The following is an 18458-nucleotide window of genomic DNA, read 5'->3' as shown; positions in this document are numbered from 1 at the left end:
TATTATTAAGGAGGATAAAGGAATGAGTAGTTTCAGTTACAAAGATATTTATATTGAAGAGGGTAAAAGGGTACTTGAAGTAAACATACTCCCTACAAAGAATTGTAATTTTGATTGTATATTTTGTCCTATTGGAAGGGAAGGAGATAAGATAGATACACAGAAGTCCTTTGATGAAATGGATAGTTCATTGAGAGAACTGGAAAGAATGATAGAAAGTACTAAAGCGGAATTAATTTTTATCAACTCAAAAGGAGAAGCTCTAGTAAATGATAAAATTGGATATATAATTGATTTGATTAAAGATAAAGGATTACCTATAAGACTGCTTTCTAATGGATATTTACTAGGTAGAGAAGAATACATAGAAATAGCAAATAAGTGTGATGAAATCATTGGAGAGATAAAAACTATAACAGAAGAAGATTTTCAAAAAGTACAAAGACCAATTGAAGGATACACGATAGCAGAATATATTTCAAATATGGCTTCCTTTAATAAACAATATAAAGGGAAGTTTATATTTGAAATTACAATAATCAAGGGCTATAACGATGATGAAAACTCAATTAAGAAAATAAAAAATATTATCAAGGAAATATCTCCTCATAAGATAATTGTTGCAAGAATGGATGATGAAAGATTTGTGAAAAAACTTGGAATAACGGATGAAAGATTTGAAGAAATTTCAAAGGTATTACTAAACAATGAGTAAAGTTTAAAAATATAGAATAATTATAGTATTTACAGAGGTATAAGGGCCTGGAAAATACTTCAATAATTAGCTAGACTTTCATACTGGTTATCGTTATAATTTATATATGAAAAGATAAGTAATAATTTAGAATCATGGAGGTTAAGAGAATATGGCAAGGGGGATTATTATTTTTGGTTCAGCTGGTTCTGGAAAAACAACTTTGGGAAAATTAGTTGCAAAAAGACTTGATTATCCGTATTTTGATATAGATGATTATATTTGGAGAAAAGATACAGATAAACCTTTTACCGTTATGTATACCCGTGACGAGAAAATTAACAGATTAATGTCTGATATATCAAAAGGAACTAATTTTGTGATGGCAGGTTCAATGGATAGTTTTAATGCACCATTTGTTCCATTATTTGATTTAGCAATACATATTACAGCATCCATTGATACTAGAATTGCGAGAATTAATAAGAGAGAATATGAAGTGTATGGTGATAGAATTATGGAAGGCGGCGATATGTATGAAGAACATTGTCGTTTTCTTGATATATCAGCAAGATATGACACAGATGGCTCTCCTTGTATGAGTACACATGAACAATGGGCTAATTCGCTACCTTGTAAAGTGCTTAGGCTAAATGGAGATGAGGATTTAAATACAAATGTTGAAATTATAGTACATGAATATTTAAATCAGGATACTCAATAAATAAATAAATACATAATCAGATATGCCCTCCTTATTTTAGGAGGCTTTTTCATTATAAGTGAAAGCTTAGGAGCAATCATTTTTATCGGGAAACATTTTTTATAAATAAATTTTCAATAGTATGTTGTTTACAAAATATGCTATGATTGGTCTATAAAGGTTAGTGTACATAGATTATCGATTTGCAATTATAAATTAATAGTCTATTTATTTAATTAACACATGAAAAGGATGGGATTATATGGAGAGCAATATAATAATAGATTTATTAGAAAAGAAAATTAATAATATGAAAAATTTTTCTGGGGTTGTACAGATAAGAAAAGCTGAAAAAACAATTTATGAAAAGGCTTATGGATTTGCAGATATTTCAAATGAGAGATCGAATAATATTAATACAAGGTTTGGAATAGCATCAGGAGCTAAATTGTTAACAGCAATTGCTATATGCAAGTTAGTTGAACAAGGAAAGCTTAAATTTGATTCATTCTTAAAAGATTATTTAGAGGTTCAAAAGTTTGATGATAATGTGACGATTAAGAATTTATTGACACATACTTCAGGCTTGCCAGATTATTTTGATGAAGAAGAATTAACTGATTTTAGTGAGATATGGAATAATAATCCTATGTATATGATGAAGGAACCTAAGGATTTTATCCCTCTTATAGAAGCGCATAAAACTATGTTCAAGCCAGGTGAAAATTTTCATTATAATAATGGTGCATTTGTAATTCTGGCATTTATAGTTGAAAAAGTTAGTGGAATAAGATTTATTGATTTTGTAAAAGAAAATATTTTTGATGTCTTAGATATGAATTCTAGCGGATATTTTAGCATGAACATGCTACCTAAAAACTGTGCATATGGGTATGTAGAAAATAGTGATGGCAATTTAAAAACTAATATATATTCAGTTCCTATAATTGGTGGAGGAGATGGTGGAGTTTTTGTAACAGCTCATGATATAAGCAAATTATGGGATGGATTATTAAACTATAAATTATTAAGCAAGGAGATCACTGAAGAATTATTAACTCCACAAGCATATGTTCAGCATGATGTTTATTATGGTTATGGAATTTGGATTATAAAAAGAAAGGGTAATATTTATAAATATTATATTACAGGCTCAGATCCAGGAGTTAGTTTTAAATCAGCAGTATATCCAAATGAAGAAATAGAGGTAACCATATTGGGGAATCAAGAATTTAGTACTTATGAAATAATAAAGGAAATAGAAAAATAATGAAATAGGAGAGGGGTAAAATGAAAATTAACAATAATATATTTTATATGGCAAGCCTTGTATTTAGTATACTTACAGCTATTTCAATGTTTTTAATCAGTATGGATGTTGCAGGTGTATTTTTGGGATTGACACAATTACTTTTTGGTTTAGATCGATACAAATTTGGAGAAAAAATTGATTTGGAAGAAAATCAAAAGGGAAATAAGTATGTAGGTATCCTTTCTATAGGTGTAGGTATTTTTTGTATAATTATCTCTATTAGTAGATTAATTTCTTAATGTATTATATATTAATATAAAATTTAATGAATCATAATTTGAAAGGAAGTATAATTATGGGAGAATTATCAAAGCTGCCTAACATTGGAAAAGAAGTTGAAAGACAATTAAATGAAGTAGATATATTTACTTATGATGAATTAAAAGCTATTGGAACAGAACAGGCTTGGCTCAAAATACAAGAAATCGATTCGTCTGCATGTATTCATAGATTATTAGCACTTGAAGGTGCAATTCAAGGTATAAAAAAAACTGCTTTACCACAGCAAAGAAAAACGGATTTAAAAGATTTTTACAATTGGCATAAGGAGAAATAGTAATTTGAAAAGTGTGTCAGTTCAGAAGTATAAATAATATATTAATATGATAGCTAATAATTAGGAGAAAATAAAGTGTTATCTAATAGTAAATTTATACGACAATCCTTGGAATTGCACCTTTTTTTCATGAGGATTATGAAAGAACATTCATTTTTTTTAGAAATAGGTTTTACACCAAAAAATTCAAATTATACAGAGGAAGCAGATGCTTTTAGAATGGGATTTGATAATCTTTTATGCGATGTAATAGCTATTTCTGACGGAGTTGTGAGTAAAGATATATTACAATCTGGTGAAGTCATAACCCCTTACACTCTTGATGCAGAAAAAGCCTCAGCTTATTATACAGGAGTGAAAATTGCAACTAATATTACTAAGTTAGAGGAAGAATTAACGGGGGATTCTTTAGGCAGGCATAGTGATAAAGGCCTTGAAGGTGAAGTATCTACTATTAACAAGAGAGCATTGGAATTGACTGCTGGTTTAATAAGATTTAAAACTAAATTATTATCAGAGGTCCTATCATGTAAATTGTTTACTGTTAATTATCCATTACTTATAGATCATATTATGAGAGAAGCAAAGCTTTATTTTACTTTAGTTAAAAGATTGGAAAAACGTGAAGAAATCAATGTAGAGAGAGAATCTTATGCACAAGAGGCTTTTTGGAATAGAATTATGGCTGAACACTCAAAATTTATACGAGGATTGCTAGATCCAACTGAAGAGAATCTAATAAATACAGCTAATAATTTTGGAAATCAGTTTGATATACTCACATATGAAGCAAGAGAAGCAATGGATAAATCAATGCCAATTTCTAAGGTTACAAATGATAGTTTAGAAGCAACTAAAGCAATAAAAAAATTTAAGACACAAGGAACTGAAGGATTAATAGAGTGTAAAATAAAATCAATAATTTTACCATTATTAGGTGATCATACTTTACGTGAAGCAAATCATTATTTACGGTTATTAAAAATATTTAGAAGCGTGCCTGAATGTGATTGTGAACAAATTTAGCTTATAGAATAACAAGAGTAGTCAATCTATACATAAAATGAATGACTACTCTTGTTTTTTTATCCTAACATAGTATTAAATAATTAATTTCTAGATTGTATCCCTTCAGCTTTTCTTATTTCCTTTAAAGCTTTCTTAGAGCCTCTTTCAATATCTCTTTCAAGCTTTCGTTCTTTAAAGCTTACAAATAATTGATTTAAATCATAACCGTCTGGATAAAGCTCACTGGCCTTTATATCAAGCTTTATCCTTTTATAATTTACTTCAATAAATTCATTATTATAGAGTACAGTAACATTATTTAATTTATCTATTTCCTTATACACAATTGCTGATTGGTTTTTATCTAAAAGAATAACTCTGTCTCCTACTGAATACCTATAATAATTCTCATTAATTTGGGGAAGCTTATTTTTCATAACCTTACTTTCTTCAATTAAGGAATAATTATAATTTTTATTATCAAAATATTGTCTGGCTCTATTTATAATAGAATCATCTAAGCCCATTTTTTTAGAAATATATAAGGCATTACTGTGACCTACTTTCCCAATTTTTAGCTTATATAAAGGTTGTAAGGTTTCTTTTTCAAATTCCATAGCTGCATTTTCAAAATCAGGATGATGCTTGGAGAAATTTTTAATCTCTCCATAGTGAGTAGTTGCAATAGTGATGCAGCCCTTATGGTACAGCTCTTCTAGTATAGCAATAGCTAAAGCAGAGCCTTCATTAGGTTCTGTTCCACTTCCAATTTCATCAAATAAAAGTAAGGTTGATTTTGAACTTTCTTTAATAATTTCAGCTAAGTTTTTTACATGGGATGAAAATGTACTTAATGCATTTTCAATACTTTGGTTATCACCTATATCTACAAATATCTTTTTAAATACTGAAAGCTCTGTACCTTCTTCAGCTCCTATATGAAATCCAGATTGTACTGCTAATGTTAATAATCCAATTGTTTTTAATACCACGGTTTTTCCACCTGCATTAGGTCCTGTTATTATTAAGCTTCTATAATCTTTTCCAATCTCAAAATCTAAAGGTATATTATTTTTAATAAAGGGATATGAACCTTTAATTATATTTATATATCCATATTCGTTTAATTTAGGCTCAATTCCATTTATGGCTCTGCTGTATTTAGCTTTTGCCCATATCATGTCATATTCTGATATTACCTCAATGTTAAGTTTTATATCTTTTATTCTTTCAAAGAGCATTTCTGTTAAGTTTGCTAATATTCTATATTCTTCTACGCTTTCTTCTGCCTTTAGGATACTTAATTCACTTGTATATCTTGAAATAACATTTGGCTCCATAAAAACAGTATTTCCTTTAGAAGAGGTTTCGATAACAGTTCCTTGAACATAATTTTTATAAGAAGCTTTAATAGGAACCGTATATTTACCATTTCTTTGACTTATAAATGCGTCTTGGATATATTCTTTGTTTTGAGGATTTTTAAGAAATTTATCTAACCTCTCTTTTATTTTACCCTCACACATGTCAATGTGGCGCCTAATTCTATTAAGCTCCTTACTGGCATTAGAATCTACCATGCTTCCTCTAATTGATTTATTGATTTCCTCCTCAATATATTCTAGATCAGAAATATTACCACCATAGGTGCTTAAAGTTGGTGCATAGCCTTCTTTATCCTTCATAAAAGTCTTAACTTTTCTGCATCCTCTTAGAAAATTAGAGATTATAGTTAAATCTTCTGCTTCTAAAGAAGCTCCTTTTTCAATTTTTTCAATAAGGGGAAGTATATTAAAAACCCCTTCTAATGGAATAGCATATGAAGCATCTAATAATCTACGCCCTTCAGTAGTTTCAGCTAACCTTTGGTTTACAATTTTAATATTACTGCTAGGTTCTAATTTATCAAATAATCTTTTTCCTAATCCGCTTACGCAATATTCTTTTATAATTTTTTTTAATTCATAGTAATGTAATTTATCTAAAGTTTCTTTATTCATAATAATAATCATCTCCTAAAAATCTGTTACATTACAAGCCCGCGAATACTAATAGATTTCTGTAATTAATATAAAATAAAAAAGCCATGGATACTACCACAGCTTAAAATTCAACAATTAATAAAGGTAACTATATTACCTTTGTATAAAGTAAATTCGTGGACTTGTATCTTAATAGTTATAATTAATTCAACAACAAATAAAAGGTATAAAACCTCAATTTTTTTGAATCAATATTAAAATTTACTATTTAGATACTAAACACTCACAAAAATACCTCTCTTTTCTGAAATCTATTAATTAAAATATACATTAAATTCATCTTAGATGTCAATATTAATTTTTGGTTATATATACCTTCTTTTTTATAGTATGTGATATAATATGATTTATTGTATTTTTTTTGATTAAAAAGAAAAATTATATAGTTAGGAGGATTTTTATGAATGTTGATTTGGAAAATAAGGTTGCAGTTATTACAGGAGCAGGAAGAGGAATCGGAAAGTCTATTGCAATATCATATGCTCTCAATGGTGCAAAAGTATGCTGCATATCAAGAAGTCAAAATGAAATAGATGATACTGCAAATTATATAAAAAGACAAAATAAGAGTGCAATAGCATTAGCTTGTGATGTTAGCAATTATACTGAATTAGAAAAAGTGTTCAATAATATTTATAAAACATATGGTAGAGTAGACATAGTAGTTATAAACGCAGGTGTTGATTGTGATAAAGCACCAATTGAAGAATTAGCTATTGAAGAGTGGAAAAAAGTAATGGATGTGAATTTTACAGGAGCATTTTATACAGCTAAGGCAGCAATTCCATATTTAAAGAAACAACAAGGCGGGAAGATAATCACTATAGGCTCAGGACTTGGACATAAAGGGAGAGCAGATAATGCAGCTTATTCATGTTCTAAAGCAGGATTATGGATGTTAACCAGAGTTTTAGCTCAAGAGTTATATAAATTTAATATTAGTGTAAATGAATTGATTCCAGGACCTGTTGTAACAGATATGGGAAACGACAGCATGAAAGATAATGATTCTGCCTTTTCAGTTGACAGTGAATGGATTAAGAAACCAGAAGATGTAACAAATCTAGCTCTATTCATGGCAACACAACCATTAGTTGGACCAACAGGTCAGAGCTATAGTTTGATGAGAAGAGATTTGTAATTTAGAAGTAGATAAATAAAAAAATATATTTTTTGATAATGGAGAAATAATTATGAATAAAGATTTATTAGAAAAAACATTGCTATATATTCAGGAGAGATTTCAAAATGATTATAGTGGGCATGATTATTATCATAGTGTTAGAGTTTATAAATTAGCCACTTCTATTTGCAAAGGCGAAAATGCTGATTTAGAAATAGTACAATTGGCTGCCTTATTACATGATGTAGATGATTATAAAGTATTTGGTGGAAATGTAGGAGCTTCGTCAAATGCAGAAGCATTTTTAAAAAGAAATAAAATAGCTGATACAAAAATAAAGGCAATATGCGAAATAATTGCTACAATATCTTTTAAGGGTATAGATACTCAAATTCCAAAGAGTTTGGAAGGAAAAATAGTACAAGATGCGGATAGACTTGATGCAATAGGAGCTATTGGAATTGCAAGGACCTTTGCATATGGAGGCAGTAAAAATAGAAGTATGCATATACCAAATGAAAAACCACGTAAAGATATGAATGGAGAAGAATATTCTAAATCAAATGGAACAACTATTAATCATTTCTATGAAAAGCTATTAAAGTTAAAAGATTTAATGAATACAGAAACAGCTAAAACTATAGCTGAATCGAGACATAAATATATGGAGAATTTTCTAAAAGAATTTCTTAATGAATGGGAAGGACTAATATAATCATTGAATAGAAAATGGCTCAAATCATCGTGTGATATGAGCCGTTTTTTTATTGGTATAATCCAGCACTTATAAGTCGTTTTTTTATTTGAGGTCCAATTAATGATGCAATTACTATTTTTACTAGGTCTCCTGGAATAAATGGAAGAACGCCAGCTGTTAAGGCTGCATTAAATGTTATATGTGCCTGATATGAAAGCCATGCTGACCCAAATATATATGTAATAATTGTACCTAGTACCATTCCTAAAAAACACATATAAATTTTACTTGAAAATTTGTCAATGAAAATACCACTAATAAATGCCATAAAAATAAATCCAAATAAATATCCACCTGTTGGCCCAAATAATTTAGTAAATCCACCAGAAAATCCTGAAAAGACAGGTAGACCAATAAGACCTATGAAAAGATAAACTATATAACTAATAGTTCCTTTTTTTCCTCCTAGTGCATATATTGCAAAATAAATTGCAAGATTAGTTAATGAAATTGGAACTATTCCAATAGGTAGTGACAGTGGACCTAGGATACAGGTAACTGCTGTCATAACTCCAATCAATGTTAATTGATAAGTATTCATTTTTTTTGTGTTTTCCATAATTAATCCTCCTTTTAATTTTGAATTTCAAAGCCAAGCGTTGTAAACATAAATTTATCTTGCTCAGTGTTATTTCCTACAGTAGTTAACATATCACCAGTAATTGTTGCGTTAGCACCAGATTGGAAGATTTTCGTGCCTCCATCTGTAAAATAGTTTCTGCCAGCTGCCATACGAACATAAGCAGTTGGATTTAAATAACGGAAAATTGCTATTGTTCTTAAAATATCATCATGAGATATTCTTTCTAAATTAGCAAATGGAGTACCTTTTATAGGCATTAATACATTGATTGGTATTGATACAACTCCAAGTTCTGATAAACTAATAGCCATATCAATTCTATCTTTCCAGGTTTCGCTCATTCCTATAATTCCACCTGAACAAACCCTAAGACCTGACTTTTGAGCAAGTTTAATTTCAGCGATTTTGTCTTCGTATGAATGTGTAGTACATATATTATGAAAATTTCTTTTGGAAGTTTCAATATTAGAATGATACATTGTAACTCCAACTTCTTTCAAGCGTGTAAATTCTTCTTCAGTTAAGAAACCATGAGATGCACATAAGTTAATTGAACATTCTTCATGCATCATTTTGTAGGCTTGTATAGCTTTATCAAAATCAGCTCCTGTTAATGACCTTCCAGCTGTAACAATAGAATAGCGATGCACACCATTTTCCTCGTTTTTTTTACAATCGTCTAAAATTACATTTGGATCTAAAAAAGCATATTCATTAATGCCAGTATTATGATGAGCAGACTGAGCACAAAATTTACAGTTTTCGCTACACTTTCCGCTACGTCCATTAATAATTGTACAAAGGTCTACCTTATTGCCGCATAATTTTTCACGAATTTTATTTGCTCCTGAACAAAGCTCTTCTAAGTTTACAGTTAATAAAAATTCTAAATCATCACTTCTAGTCAGGCGTTTCCCTGATATAATTTCTTCGGATATATTTTCCATGTTAGTTCACCCCGTATCAAATTGTCAAAGTAAGTTTAACTTAGTATATAATTAATAACATGGATTGTCAACTCGATTTTGATACGAGGTTTACAATTGCGATAAAATATAAAGAGCATCATAAAAAAGGTGAAAATTAAATTTGCATAGAGAAACCTGATTAATAAACTTGAAATATTTCAAATTTTAAGCAATAATAGAAAAATATAATAAACACAATAGGAGGTAGCAGCAGTTGAATTACTTTAAGGCAACATTTATTTTGGTTTTAGTTTCTATTGGATTTTTTATTACATATCCATTTAACAATACTTTTTTGGGTGGCTTATTAAGCAGTACCTTTTGTGCTGCAATGATTGGAGGCTTTGCTGATTGGTTTGGAGTTAGTGCATTATTTAGAAAACCTCTTGGAATTCCTTTCAAAACAGAGATTATCCCAAGAAATCGTGAAAATATATTTAATGCTTTAAGTGATATGGTAGGAGAGGAACTACTGACAAAGGACAATATAAATGAAATGATTAATAAAAATAGTATATCAATACTATTAATAAAATATTTAAGCATAAATAATGAAAAGCAACAGCTTAAGGAAGTAACAGTAAAAATAGTTGAAGATATAATATGGAATATTAACCCTGAGGACGCAGGGAAATTACTTGAAGGATTAATAAAAGATAATATTCTTAAGCTAAAAATATCACCTATAATTGCAGCTGCAGGTGAGCTGTCTATTAAAAAAGGGTATGATGAAAAATTAATTAATTTTATTATAGATGAATTGAAAAAGCTTGCAAAAACAGAGCAAGGGCTTAAGCTCATTGTTAAGCTGGTAGAGGAAACAATGAAATCTTATGAAAAAGGCATGAAAAGAAGAAGATTTGTAAATACAATAATTTTTGATATGTTATTTCAATTATCACCTCAAGATATTGCTATTATAGTTCAAAACAAATTAGTTGATTCCTTAGAGGAGTTTAAAAATCCTAAACATGAAGTTAGAGAAAAGTTTATGAAATGGATAGATGAAAAGTTTGTGGAGTTAAAAGCTGATTCTGAATTACAACAAAAGATAGAAAACTGGAAGGCTGTTCAGCTAAAGGATGGGCTAAAATTACATACTAAAATAGCTGAAGTTATAAAAAATATAAGAAAGAGTAATTTGGAAAATCCTTCTCAAGTTAATAATTTAAAAGAAAAAATAGAAAAACAAATTGATAAACTTATAGAAGAATTTCAAGTGAATCTAGAATGGCAAAATCAATTAGATTTTAAGGTAAAGGGAATATTAATGGAATTTGCTGATAATAATCATAGTAAACTAGGTATTATGGTTAAAGAAAATTTAAATAAGTTTTCAAATGATATGATAGTAAATCTAATTGAAAGCAAAGTAGGAAATGATTTGCAGATGATTCGTATTAATGGCTCTGTAGTAGGTGGACTTGTAGGCATGGCAGTATTTCTTTTAACATTTTGGATTTAATTGAGGTGTGAATATATGAAGAATAAAAAATTAGCCAATAGAATATTATTGTTTTTATTTTTAGGATTTAGTTTAGTTACACTTTTTAGAATATTTATCTTAGATAATTTTACAGTAAGGATGTTAAGTTTTACAATTGAGGCGGCTTTAGTTGGAGGTGTTGCAGATTGGTTTGCAGTTACAGCCCTATTTAAAAAGCCTTTAGGTTTTCTTTGGCATACAGCAATTATACCTAGAAACCGAGATAAGGTAATAGATTCAGTAGCAGTAATGGTGGAAAATGAACTGCTTAGTTCTCAATTTATTGAGGGAAAAATAAAAGAACTTCATATAATTGATTTACTTATTTCATATATAGATAATCCAAATACAAAAAAGAGTGTGGGTAAATTAATAGAAAAATATGCACAAGATATATCTAGAAAATTTGATACAGGTAATATAGCTGAAAATATTGAAAGCTTTTTAAAAGGTAAATTGAAAAATACTAATATTTCTGTAGGACTAAAAAAACTAGCTGATTGGGCCATTGAAAAAGGTGAATATGAACATGTTTTAGAAACTATAATCAATGGTTTAATAATTCTTGTTAAGAAGGATAGCACAAAAAATGAAATTTACAAAATACTTAATGAAGTTGTTGAAAAAAGAAAAAGTAAAACAACAGGCTTTAAACAGCTGTTTCTAGAATTATCCCTTGATATAGCACAGGGAACTAATAGCATTAATATTCAGGATGCAGCTGATTCATTGCAGTTGGAATTACTTAAAATATTAATTAATATGAAAGATAAAAATGATCCAATGTATATAAAGTTAGATCAGATGATTAAGGAAGCAGTACAAAAAATGGAGACAGATCCTGTAACAATAAAGTCTATTGAAAATTGGAAAGAAGAAATAATAACAAGAATTCAATTAAAAGAAGAACTTGAAAAATTAATAAAAGGTGTAATTGAAGTTTCTGTTAATGCTCCAGCTCAAATAGAAAATTACTCAAAGGGAAATAGTTCTCAAGTAATTAAATGGCTTATGCTCCAAATAAATAAGTATTGGAGAAATTTTAAAGAAGATGAGAATATTAAAAGCTGGCTAGAAGCATATATTAAAGAAAATATCATGAAAGTAATAAAGGCTGAACATCATCTATTAGGCGTTATGGTAAAGGAAACCTTAAGAGGATTTACAAACGAAGCCTTAAACGAATTTATTGAAAGTAAGGCAGGAAATGACTTACACTGGATTAGAATAAATGGTTCCATAGTAGGGGCTGTAGTTGGAATGATGCTATATTTATTTGTGAATTTATTTTATGGTCCTATAGTTGCACCGATAATTAGAGGATGGGTTGGAATGTAAAAGTATAACATGAGAAGTGATTAATATACTTCTTATGTTATATATTTTTTTGATTTGGAATAGTAACTTATATATACATAACTTAATGTCAATAGTATAATCATGTTAACAATATTTTTGTTGAAATTGAGTTTTCATATTTAGGGAGGAATTGTTTTGTCAGAAAAAAATAAAAAATTGAATATTACCAGAGCTCATATAAATGATAAGGAGAATCCTGGAGTTATAGTAGAGGCTGAAAAGCCATTATCACAGTCCATGTTATGGAAATTACAGACGGATTTTTTTGCTAATCAGGGACCAGAGGCATGGATTAAAGGAATCGTACCTCAATACATAACAACAAACCCCTATATTGCAAACCAATATGCTAAAACTGTGTTTGGATATTTAAGAGACTATGCTGCAAGAGAAAATATAGATAAAGACACTGTAATTTATATTATGGAACTTGCTGCAGGAGTAGGTAGATTTACTTATACTTTTTTAAAAAGATTTTTACATATGGTTGAGAATTCTTCTTTAAAAGGAATTAAATTTAAATACATAGTAACAGATTTTGCAGAGAGAAATATTGAATATTGGCAAAGTCACAGCTTTTTGCAGCCTTACTTTGAATCTGGTATCCTTGACTGTGCAACATTTGATATATCTAAAGATGAAGAAATCAGGCTTAGGCATAGTGGTGAAGTATTATCTAGTGGAAATATGAAAAATCCTTTAATCTTATTTGCTAATTACACTTTTGATAGTCTTCCTCAAGATACTTTTTATGTTAATAATGGAGAACTTTTTGAAGGAGTAATTACAGTTTCTGATAAAGAAAAGCGTGATCCAGAAGATAAATCAATTTTGGCAGGCTTGAACTATCATTACACAGATAAAAAAATTGAAGGCAACGATTATTACGAGGATAAGAATTTTAATGATGTACTTATGCATTATAAAGATTCTTTGGAGGATACAGCATTCTATATGCCTGTTATTGGCTTAAGGTGTATTTCAAGATTAAGAAAATTATTTAATGATGATGTTATTTTAATATCTGCTGACAAGGGTTATAAAAATGAAGAAGCTATGATAGGTAATTATCATCCGTTCCTATCAAAACATGGATGCATTTCTATGACTGTTAACTTCCATGCTATAGAACTATATTTTAATGAGCTTGGTGGAAAAGCAATACATAGTATATATGAACATGAAAATGTAAATGTATCTTTATTTTTATTAAGTAAAGATACCAATGAATTTATAGAAACTTCAATGGCTTATAATGATGTCATGGAAACTATAGGCCCAGATGATTTCTATAACATGAAAAAAGCAATTATGCCTTTAAGTAAGTCTTTAACTACTAAAGAACTTTTAACTTTTTTAAGGTTTACAATATGGGATTCAAGAACTTTGCTTGAATTATATAATATATTACTTGAAAGAATACAAACTGAAGAAAACTTCCCTCAAGATGAACTTGTTGATTCAATCAATAAAGTTTGGGAATATTATTTCCCAATTGGAGAGGAAGGTGATTTAGGATATTATTTTGGTTCAATATTAGGTTATTTGGGGCAGGATATTGATGCCTTAAGATTTTTTGAAACTTCATTAGAATTTTATGGTGAATGCTCTGAAACTTATTATGAAATTGCACTTTGTTACTACAACTTACAACTAATTGATAGAGCACTAGAATATACAGAAAAATCTTTAAGTTTAGATCCAAACTTTGAAGATAGTAAAAATTTAAAAAAATTAATTAAAGATATATTAAGGGATAATTAGAATTTGAACTATTCTGCTAGAAAAAGCTACATATATACAACGACAGTTTGCCCATATCAATAGAATTTTGGGCCGCATTTCCTGTAATTATAATTTGTAATATTGGTTAATATAGTACTATAAAAATTATAGTTATTGGAGGTATATTTTATGTCTATAGATGATAATGAAAAGAAAAGAAAGTCAGTGTATACAAAGCAAGCAGATTTAAGTACAGGGAATGCTCAAGGTATTTCAGAAATTGGGTTCCCTAATAATAAAGATAAAGGCAAAGGAAAAAAGGGTGGAATAGTTGGAAAAGGATAGATAAAATTCGATAAATAAAAAGGACCTTGGATAATTGTACCTATATTAAATTTCCAATAAACAAAATTAAAGTATTAAATTGAAAAATAGATTTTTATTATAAGTTTCTACATTTACCATAGCCTGTCTATTGTTTCTGTAGGAACTTTATTTATACATTCAATAAAATTTTGTACAGGCCAATAATTACAATTAATACTAAGAAGCATAAAAATAAGTAAAATATTTAACTAGAGGTGAGATGGTTGGAGAATAATGATTTTATATATGATTCAGAAGAAAGATGTAAGGAAATTCAGTTGGATTTGAAAAATAAGATTAATTTACATATTCCTTTTCAAACAGAGAATATTAAGTATGTTGCAGGAGTAGATTTGGCATACTGGAAAGAGGAGGTAGAGAAAGCTGTGTGTAGCATTGTTGTGTTGGATTACACAACAGGAGAAATAGTAGAAGAAGTACATAGTGTAGGTGAAATTATATTTCCATATATTCCTGGCTATTTGGCCTTTAGAGAATTACCACTTGTTTTGGAAGGAATAAAAAAGCTAAGCATTAATCCAGATTTATTTATTTTTGATGGAAATGGGTATTTACACCCAAGGCATATGGGAATAGCTACACATGCATCTTTTTATTTGAACAAACCAACAATTGGTATTGCAAAAAATTATTATAAGATTAATAATGTTGATTTTGTTATGCCTGAAAACGAAAAGGGGGCATATACTGATATAGTTATTGATGGAGAAATATATGGACGAGCATTAAGAACCAGTAAAAATGTTAAGCCAATCTTCATATCCGTGGGAAACTATATTGATTTGGATACAGCTACTAAGATTACAAAGGAATTAGTAGGAAAAGATAGTCATATACCAATGCCAACCAGATATGCAGATATTGCAACACATAAAATGAGAAGTGTATATATAAAAAAAGAGGTCTAGATTTAAGTATAATAATAGATAATGTTGAATTTATAGAGGAAGATGTTAATACAATTGTGTCTTTTTTATTTTTGAGTTGATACATATTATTAAATAAATGGGGGAATAATAAATGCTTTTAAATTGGAGAAGAATTATTTCAGTAGTAATGGTATGGAGTTTTATTTTAGTAAGTAATGTTGGAACAAAAAAAGCCAAGGCGGAAACGATACCTACAGGTTTTGTTGTAATAGATCAATCAAATTGTGGGGAATTTATTAATGTTAAGATTAATCAACTTTTAAATGATGGAGTAAAAAATATTTATATAAAAAATGGTATTTACAATCTTAATAGCATGATAAAAATAAATAAAGCTGATATTAAGCTAATAGGAGAAGATAAGAACAATACAAAGCTCGTTCAAACTCAAAAAAATTGTGATAGTATAGGTGTGCATAATGCTGATAATGTTATGGTATCAAACTTAACTATTGACAATTCGGCATCTGGCTTCGCAGGATTTTCAGAGGGAAATTCAAATAATATAACTTTGCAAGATTGCATAATATATGGAGATAATAGTACCTTTGCTGTATATTTTTCAGGGAAAAACTATCCGAGTGATATATCTATTAATCCAGTCAGCGGATTTGAGAAGAGCGATATGGATTATAATAACAAAATGATTAGTAACATAGTATATTCAAAGTACTGGGGAGATGGTGTGTCTTTTTCAGTTCAAAAGAATGGTTTAGTAGAAAATAATATAGTGAATGGAACAAGAATTGCTTTCTATATATGTAGAGACTCTCAAGTAAAAAATAATAATATAAGAAATTCTGCTTCAAATGGAATACATGTATCGATTCCTTCAGAGAACAATATTATTACAGGAAATGTTATAGAAAATTCAAAAGCTTCTGCAATCAAAGTGTCAGCAGAAGTGGAATATCCAGTAGAAACAAGTTATTATGGAAATAAAATAACTATAAGCAATAATACTATAAGCAATCCACATTACATGGGAATTGAAATTAATCAATTAGCTAATTCATTTATTGAAAATAATAATATAGATAAGCCTGATAATGTAGGTATTTATCTTTTACGAGCTAATAATGTTAAAGTAAGAAATAACATACTCAAAAATATTGGATACTCAGTAATAGATGGCAACTTGTGGTACTGGAGAGAAGATTGGAATACAGGTATTTTTGCAGATTATAAAGTTACAAATTCAATAATAGATAGTAATACTTTAAATAATCAAGAATTTTATTGTGCTTATGGTATTAGAGAGTTACAAGGAAATTATAATGAAATGAATGTTTTTACTAACAATAATATAGAAGGAAAATTTATAGTTCCTAGTGCTATAATTTTGTAATAAAAGGAATATAAAATAAAGATATACCCAAATAAATAGAAGTATATATATATTATTAAATTTGTTGTGAAGTAGAATATAGGTTTCGTAGTTATTAGAGATTATTAACGGTAGTATGAAATGATTCCATGAATAATAACTAATGGGGCATGAGGAGGAAACAGCATATGAATGGGAATGATAAAACATCTTTAAGCAAAGAAGAGTTAATACAACGTATATTAGAAAAAGATAAAGATTTAAGTGGAAGTAATATTAATGAAGAATTGATGCATGAACTAATCAGTGGAAAAATATCAAAAAATATAAATGAAACAGATGATAAAAATTCAACATTAGGACAAAGAGCAGCTGACAAAATAGCAGCCTTTGGTGGAAGCTGGAAATTTATAATAAGTTTCGGTATGGTATTAGCAATTTGGATTATAGGAAATGCTTTTATTTTAAGCAATAAAGCCTTTGATCCATATCCATTTGTATTTTTGAATCTAGTATTATCATGTCTTGCTGCTATACAAGCACCAATAATTATGATGTCACAAAATCGTCAATCTGAAAAAGATAGATTAACTGCTGCAAATGATTATCTAGTTAATTTAAAATCAGAAATAATAATAGAAGATTTGCACTATAAAATTGATGTGCTAATGGAGCAACAAGAAAAGAATACGAAAACTATAGAAAATTTATTGAAAACAATAGAAGAATTGAAGAATATTAATTAAAGGGAATATATTTATTTTACGTATAAAAGATTGCAGTCATTAAGTTGGCTGCATTTTTAGTATGTTTTTATTTCTAAAAATATCTGATTTTACAAAGGTATTTACAAATGTATGTAGAATACTATATTAAAATCATATTTAAGGAGGTATTATTATGAAAGAAATGGCAGGTTTGTTTGGTTGGATTGGTGTTTGGGGTTATGTAATTGCATTACTTAATTTTTTTATGAAGTATATAAATAAAAATTATGTAAATAAGCTACCTAAAGATAAACAAAAATTTATAGGAATTTATAGAGGAATTATGAAATTTGTAGTAAGGTACCATAAAATTGCTGGAATAATAGCTTCAATATCAATAGCAATTCATTTTTATTTAATGTATAGTTTTAGAGGTTTGTCAATATCTGGCCTTGTTGCAGCAGTAGTAATGTGGATTGTTTTTACTTTAGGTATATATGGATTTGGAATAAACAAAAATATGAGAGGATCGTGGGTAAAAATTCATAAAATATTATCCTTTATATTAATATTATTAATTATTTTTCATGTAGGATTATAAAAGGAAAGTCAGAGCTATAGCTATAACAATGGATTATCAAATATATTTTAAAGTATAAAAAATTACAACAATAGGGGCAGTATTTAGATGATTAACTTTAAATATTACCTCTTTTTATTTGGGATAAATATTTACAAAATACTCTAAATGTAGTAATGTATAAACAAACGTATGTTTGTATAAGTTGATAT

The 18458-nt window shown here is 28.5% G+C and carries 19 protein-coding genes; 16 read left to right on the top strand and 3 right to left on the bottom strand.

Annotated features, from left to right (window positions below):
• Positions 1-22 precede the first annotated feature (22 nt).
• The 6 genes from GXK56_RS07905 (at position 23) to GXK56_RS07880 (ending at position 4291) form a co-directional block, all read left to right on the top strand.
• On the top strand, positions 23-715 hold the full coding sequence (locus tag GXK56_RS07905) for a radical SAM protein (protein WP_160686923.1): 693 nt from the start codon (positions 23-25) through the stop codon (positions 713-715).
• Between the two features lie 151 nt (positions 716-866).
• Positions 867-1418, top strand: a complete 552-nt coding sequence (locus GXK56_RS07900) for an AAA family ATPase (RefSeq protein WP_160686922.1) — start codon at positions 867-869, stop codon at positions 1416-1418.
• Between the two features lie 241 nt (positions 1419-1659).
• Positions 1660-2667, top strand: coding sequence for a serine hydrolase (locus tag GXK56_RS07895; protein ID WP_160686921.1), 1008 nt, complete (start codon positions 1660-1662; stop codon positions 2665-2667).
• 20 nt (positions 2668-2687) lie between these two features.
• A complete protein-coding gene (locus tag GXK56_RS07890) occupies positions 2688-2948 on the top strand; it encodes a DUF3953 domain-containing protein (RefSeq protein WP_160686920.1) in 261 nt (86 codons plus the stop codon).
• A gap of 56 nt (positions 2949-3004) precedes the next feature.
• Positions 3005-3265 carry a TfoX/Sxy family protein gene (locus GXK56_RS07885; protein ID WP_160686919.1) on the top strand — a complete coding sequence of 87 codons (261 nt, stop codon included), beginning with the start codon at positions 3005-3007 and terminating at the stop codon, positions 3263-3265.
• Positions 3266-3340: 75 nt separating this feature from the next.
• Entirely contained in the window at positions 3341-4291 is a 951-nt protein-coding gene (locus GXK56_RS07880) for a DUF2935 domain-containing protein (protein WP_160686918.1), read from the top strand.
• Between the two features lie 83 nt (positions 4292-4374).
• Here the strand turns inward: GXK56_RS07880 and GXK56_RS07875 are convergent, their stop codons facing one another.
• On the bottom strand, positions 4375-6273 hold the full coding sequence (locus GXK56_RS07875; RefSeq protein ID WP_160686917.1) for an endonuclease MutS2: 1899 nt from the start codon (positions 6271-6273) through the stop codon (positions 4375-4377).
• 442 nt (positions 6274-6715) lie between these two features.
• Here GXK56_RS07875 and GXK56_RS07870 point away from each other — a divergent pair, with 442 nt between their 5' ends.
• Together GXK56_RS07870 and GXK56_RS07865 are read left to right on the top strand one after the other, a co-directional pair.
• The gene (locus GXK56_RS07870; protein WP_160686916.1) at positions 6716-7456 is read left to right on the top strand and encodes an SDR family oxidoreductase; all 741 of its coding nucleotides are present in this window, start codon (positions 6716-6718) and stop codon (positions 7454-7456) included.
• 52 nt (positions 7457-7508) lie between these two features.
• Complete coding sequence (locus tag GXK56_RS07865; protein ID WP_160686915.1) at positions 7509-8153, top strand: HD domain-containing protein; 645 nt, start codon at positions 7509-7511, stop codon at positions 8151-8153.
• Positions 8154-8202: 49 nt separating this feature from the next.
• On the opposite strand, the gene GXK56_RS07860 is transcribed toward GXK56_RS07865, so the two are convergent.
• Positions 8203-8754 carry a biotin transporter BioY gene (locus GXK56_RS07860; protein ID WP_160686914.1) on the bottom strand — a complete coding sequence of 184 codons (552 nt, stop codon included), beginning with the start codon at positions 8752-8754 and terminating at the stop codon, positions 8203-8205.
• 14 nt (positions 8755-8768) lie between these two features.
• On the bottom strand, positions 8769-9725 hold the full coding sequence (gene bioB / locus GXK56_RS07855) for a biotin synthase BioB (protein ID WP_160686913.1): 957 nt from the start codon (positions 9723-9725) through the stop codon (positions 8769-8771).
• Between the two features lie 235 nt (positions 9726-9960).
• Here bioB and GXK56_RS07850 point away from each other — a divergent pair, with 235 nt between their 5' ends.
• The 8 genes from GXK56_RS07850 (at position 9961) to GXK56_RS07815 (ending at position 18267) form a co-directional block, all read left to right on the top strand.
• Entirely contained in the window at positions 9961-11211 is a 1251-nt protein-coding gene (locus GXK56_RS07850; protein ID WP_160686912.1) for a DUF445 domain-containing protein, read from the top strand.
• A 15-nt stretch (positions 11212-11226) separates the two neighbouring features.
• The gene (locus GXK56_RS07845) at positions 11227-12570 is read left to right on the top strand and encodes a DUF445 domain-containing protein (RefSeq protein WP_160686910.1); all 1344 of its coding nucleotides are present in this window, start codon (positions 11227-11229) and stop codon (positions 12568-12570) included.
• Positions 12571-12726: 156 nt separating this feature from the next.
• Positions 12727-14355 carry a tetratricopeptide repeat protein gene (locus GXK56_RS07840; protein WP_160686908.1) on the top strand — a complete coding sequence of 543 codons (1629 nt, stop codon included), beginning with the start codon at positions 12727-12729 and terminating at the stop codon, positions 14353-14355.
• Positions 14356-14505: 150 nt separating this feature from the next.
• Positions 14506-14661, top strand: coding sequence for a hypothetical protein (locus GXK56_RS07835; protein WP_160686906.1), 156 nt, complete (start codon positions 14506-14508; stop codon positions 14659-14661).
• Positions 14662-14954: 293 nt separating this feature from the next.
• Entirely contained in the window at positions 14955-15611 is a 657-nt protein-coding gene (locus GXK56_RS07830) for an endonuclease V (RefSeq protein WP_243156056.1), read from the top strand.
• Positions 15612-15723: 112 nt separating this feature from the next.
• Positions 15724-16980, top strand: coding sequence for a right-handed parallel beta-helix repeat-containing protein (locus GXK56_RS07825; protein WP_160686902.1), 1257 nt, complete (start codon positions 15724-15726; stop codon positions 16978-16980).
• A gap of 167 nt (positions 16981-17147) precedes the next feature.
• The gene (locus GXK56_RS07820; protein WP_160686900.1) at positions 17148-17705 is read left to right on the top strand and encodes a DUF1003 domain-containing protein; all 558 of its coding nucleotides are present in this window, start codon (positions 17148-17150) and stop codon (positions 17703-17705) included.
• A gap of 154 nt (positions 17706-17859) precedes the next feature.
• On the top strand, positions 17860-18267 hold the full coding sequence (locus GXK56_RS07815) for a hypothetical protein (protein ID WP_160686898.1): 408 nt from the start codon (positions 17860-17862) through the stop codon (positions 18265-18267).
• Positions 18268-18458 lie beyond the last annotated feature (191 nt).

The sequence above is a fragment of the Clostridium sp. C2-6-12 genome (genome assembly GCF_009928485.1).
Classification (GTDB): Bacteria; Bacillota; Clostridia; order Clostridiales; family Clostridiaceae; genus Clostridium.
Note: the sequence above shows the minus strand (reverse complement) of the source record. Positions and strands in the feature narration are given on the sequence as shown.

Bases quoted from the DNA above. Each gene is read 5' to 3' on its own strand.
- GXK56_RS07905 (WP_160686923.1), top strand. From the start codon at position 23: ATGAGTAGTTTCAGTTACAAAGATATTTATATTGAAGAGGGTAAAAGG.
- GXK56_RS07900 (WP_160686922.1), top strand. From the start codon at position 867: ATGGCAAGGGGGATTATTATTTTTGGTTCAGCTGGTTCTGGAAAAACA.
- GXK56_RS07895 (WP_160686921.1), top strand. From the start codon at position 1,660: ATGGAGAGCAATATAATAATAGATTTATTAGAAAAGAAAATTAATAAT.
- GXK56_RS07890 (WP_160686920.1), top strand. From the start codon at position 2,688: ATGAAAATTAACAATAATATATTTTATATGGCAAGCCTTGTATTTAGT.
- GXK56_RS07885 (WP_160686919.1), top strand. From the start codon at position 3,005: ATGGGAGAATTATCAAAGCTGCCTAACATTGGAAAAGAAGTTGAAAGA.
- GXK56_RS07875 (WP_160686917.1), bottom strand. From the start codon at position 6,273: ATGAATAAAGAAACTTTAGATAAATTACATTACTATGAATTAAAAAAA.
- GXK56_RS07870 (WP_160686916.1), top strand. From the start codon at position 6,716: ATGAATGTTGATTTGGAAAATAAGGTTGCAGTTATTACAGGAGCAGGA.
- GXK56_RS07865 (WP_160686915.1), top strand. From the start codon at position 7,509: ATGAATAAAGATTTATTAGAAAAAACATTGCTATATATTCAGGAGAGA.
- GXK56_RS07860 (WP_160686914.1), bottom strand. From the start codon at position 8,754: ATGGAAAACACAAAAAAAATGAATACTTATCAATTAACATTGATTGGA.
- bioB (WP_160686913.1), bottom strand. From the start codon at position 9,725: ATGGAAAATATATCCGAAGAAATTATATCAGGGAAACGCCTGACTAGA.
- GXK56_RS07845 (WP_160686910.1), top strand. From the start codon at position 11,227: ATGAAGAATAAAAAATTAGCCAATAGAATATTATTGTTTTTATTTTTA.
- GXK56_RS07835 (WP_160686906.1), top strand. From the start codon at position 14,506: ATGTCTATAGATGATAATGAAAAGAAAAGAAAGTCAGTGTATACAAAG.
- GXK56_RS07825 (WP_160686902.1), top strand. From the start codon at position 15,724: ATGCTTTTAAATTGGAGAAGAATTATTTCAGTAGTAATGGTATGGAGT.
- GXK56_RS07820 (WP_160686900.1), top strand. From the start codon at position 17,148: ATGAATGGGAATGATAAAACATCTTTAAGCAAAGAAGAGTTAATACAA.
- GXK56_RS07815 (WP_160686898.1), top strand. From the start codon at position 17,860: ATGAAAGAAATGGCAGGTTTGTTTGGTTGGATTGGTGTTTGGGGTTAT.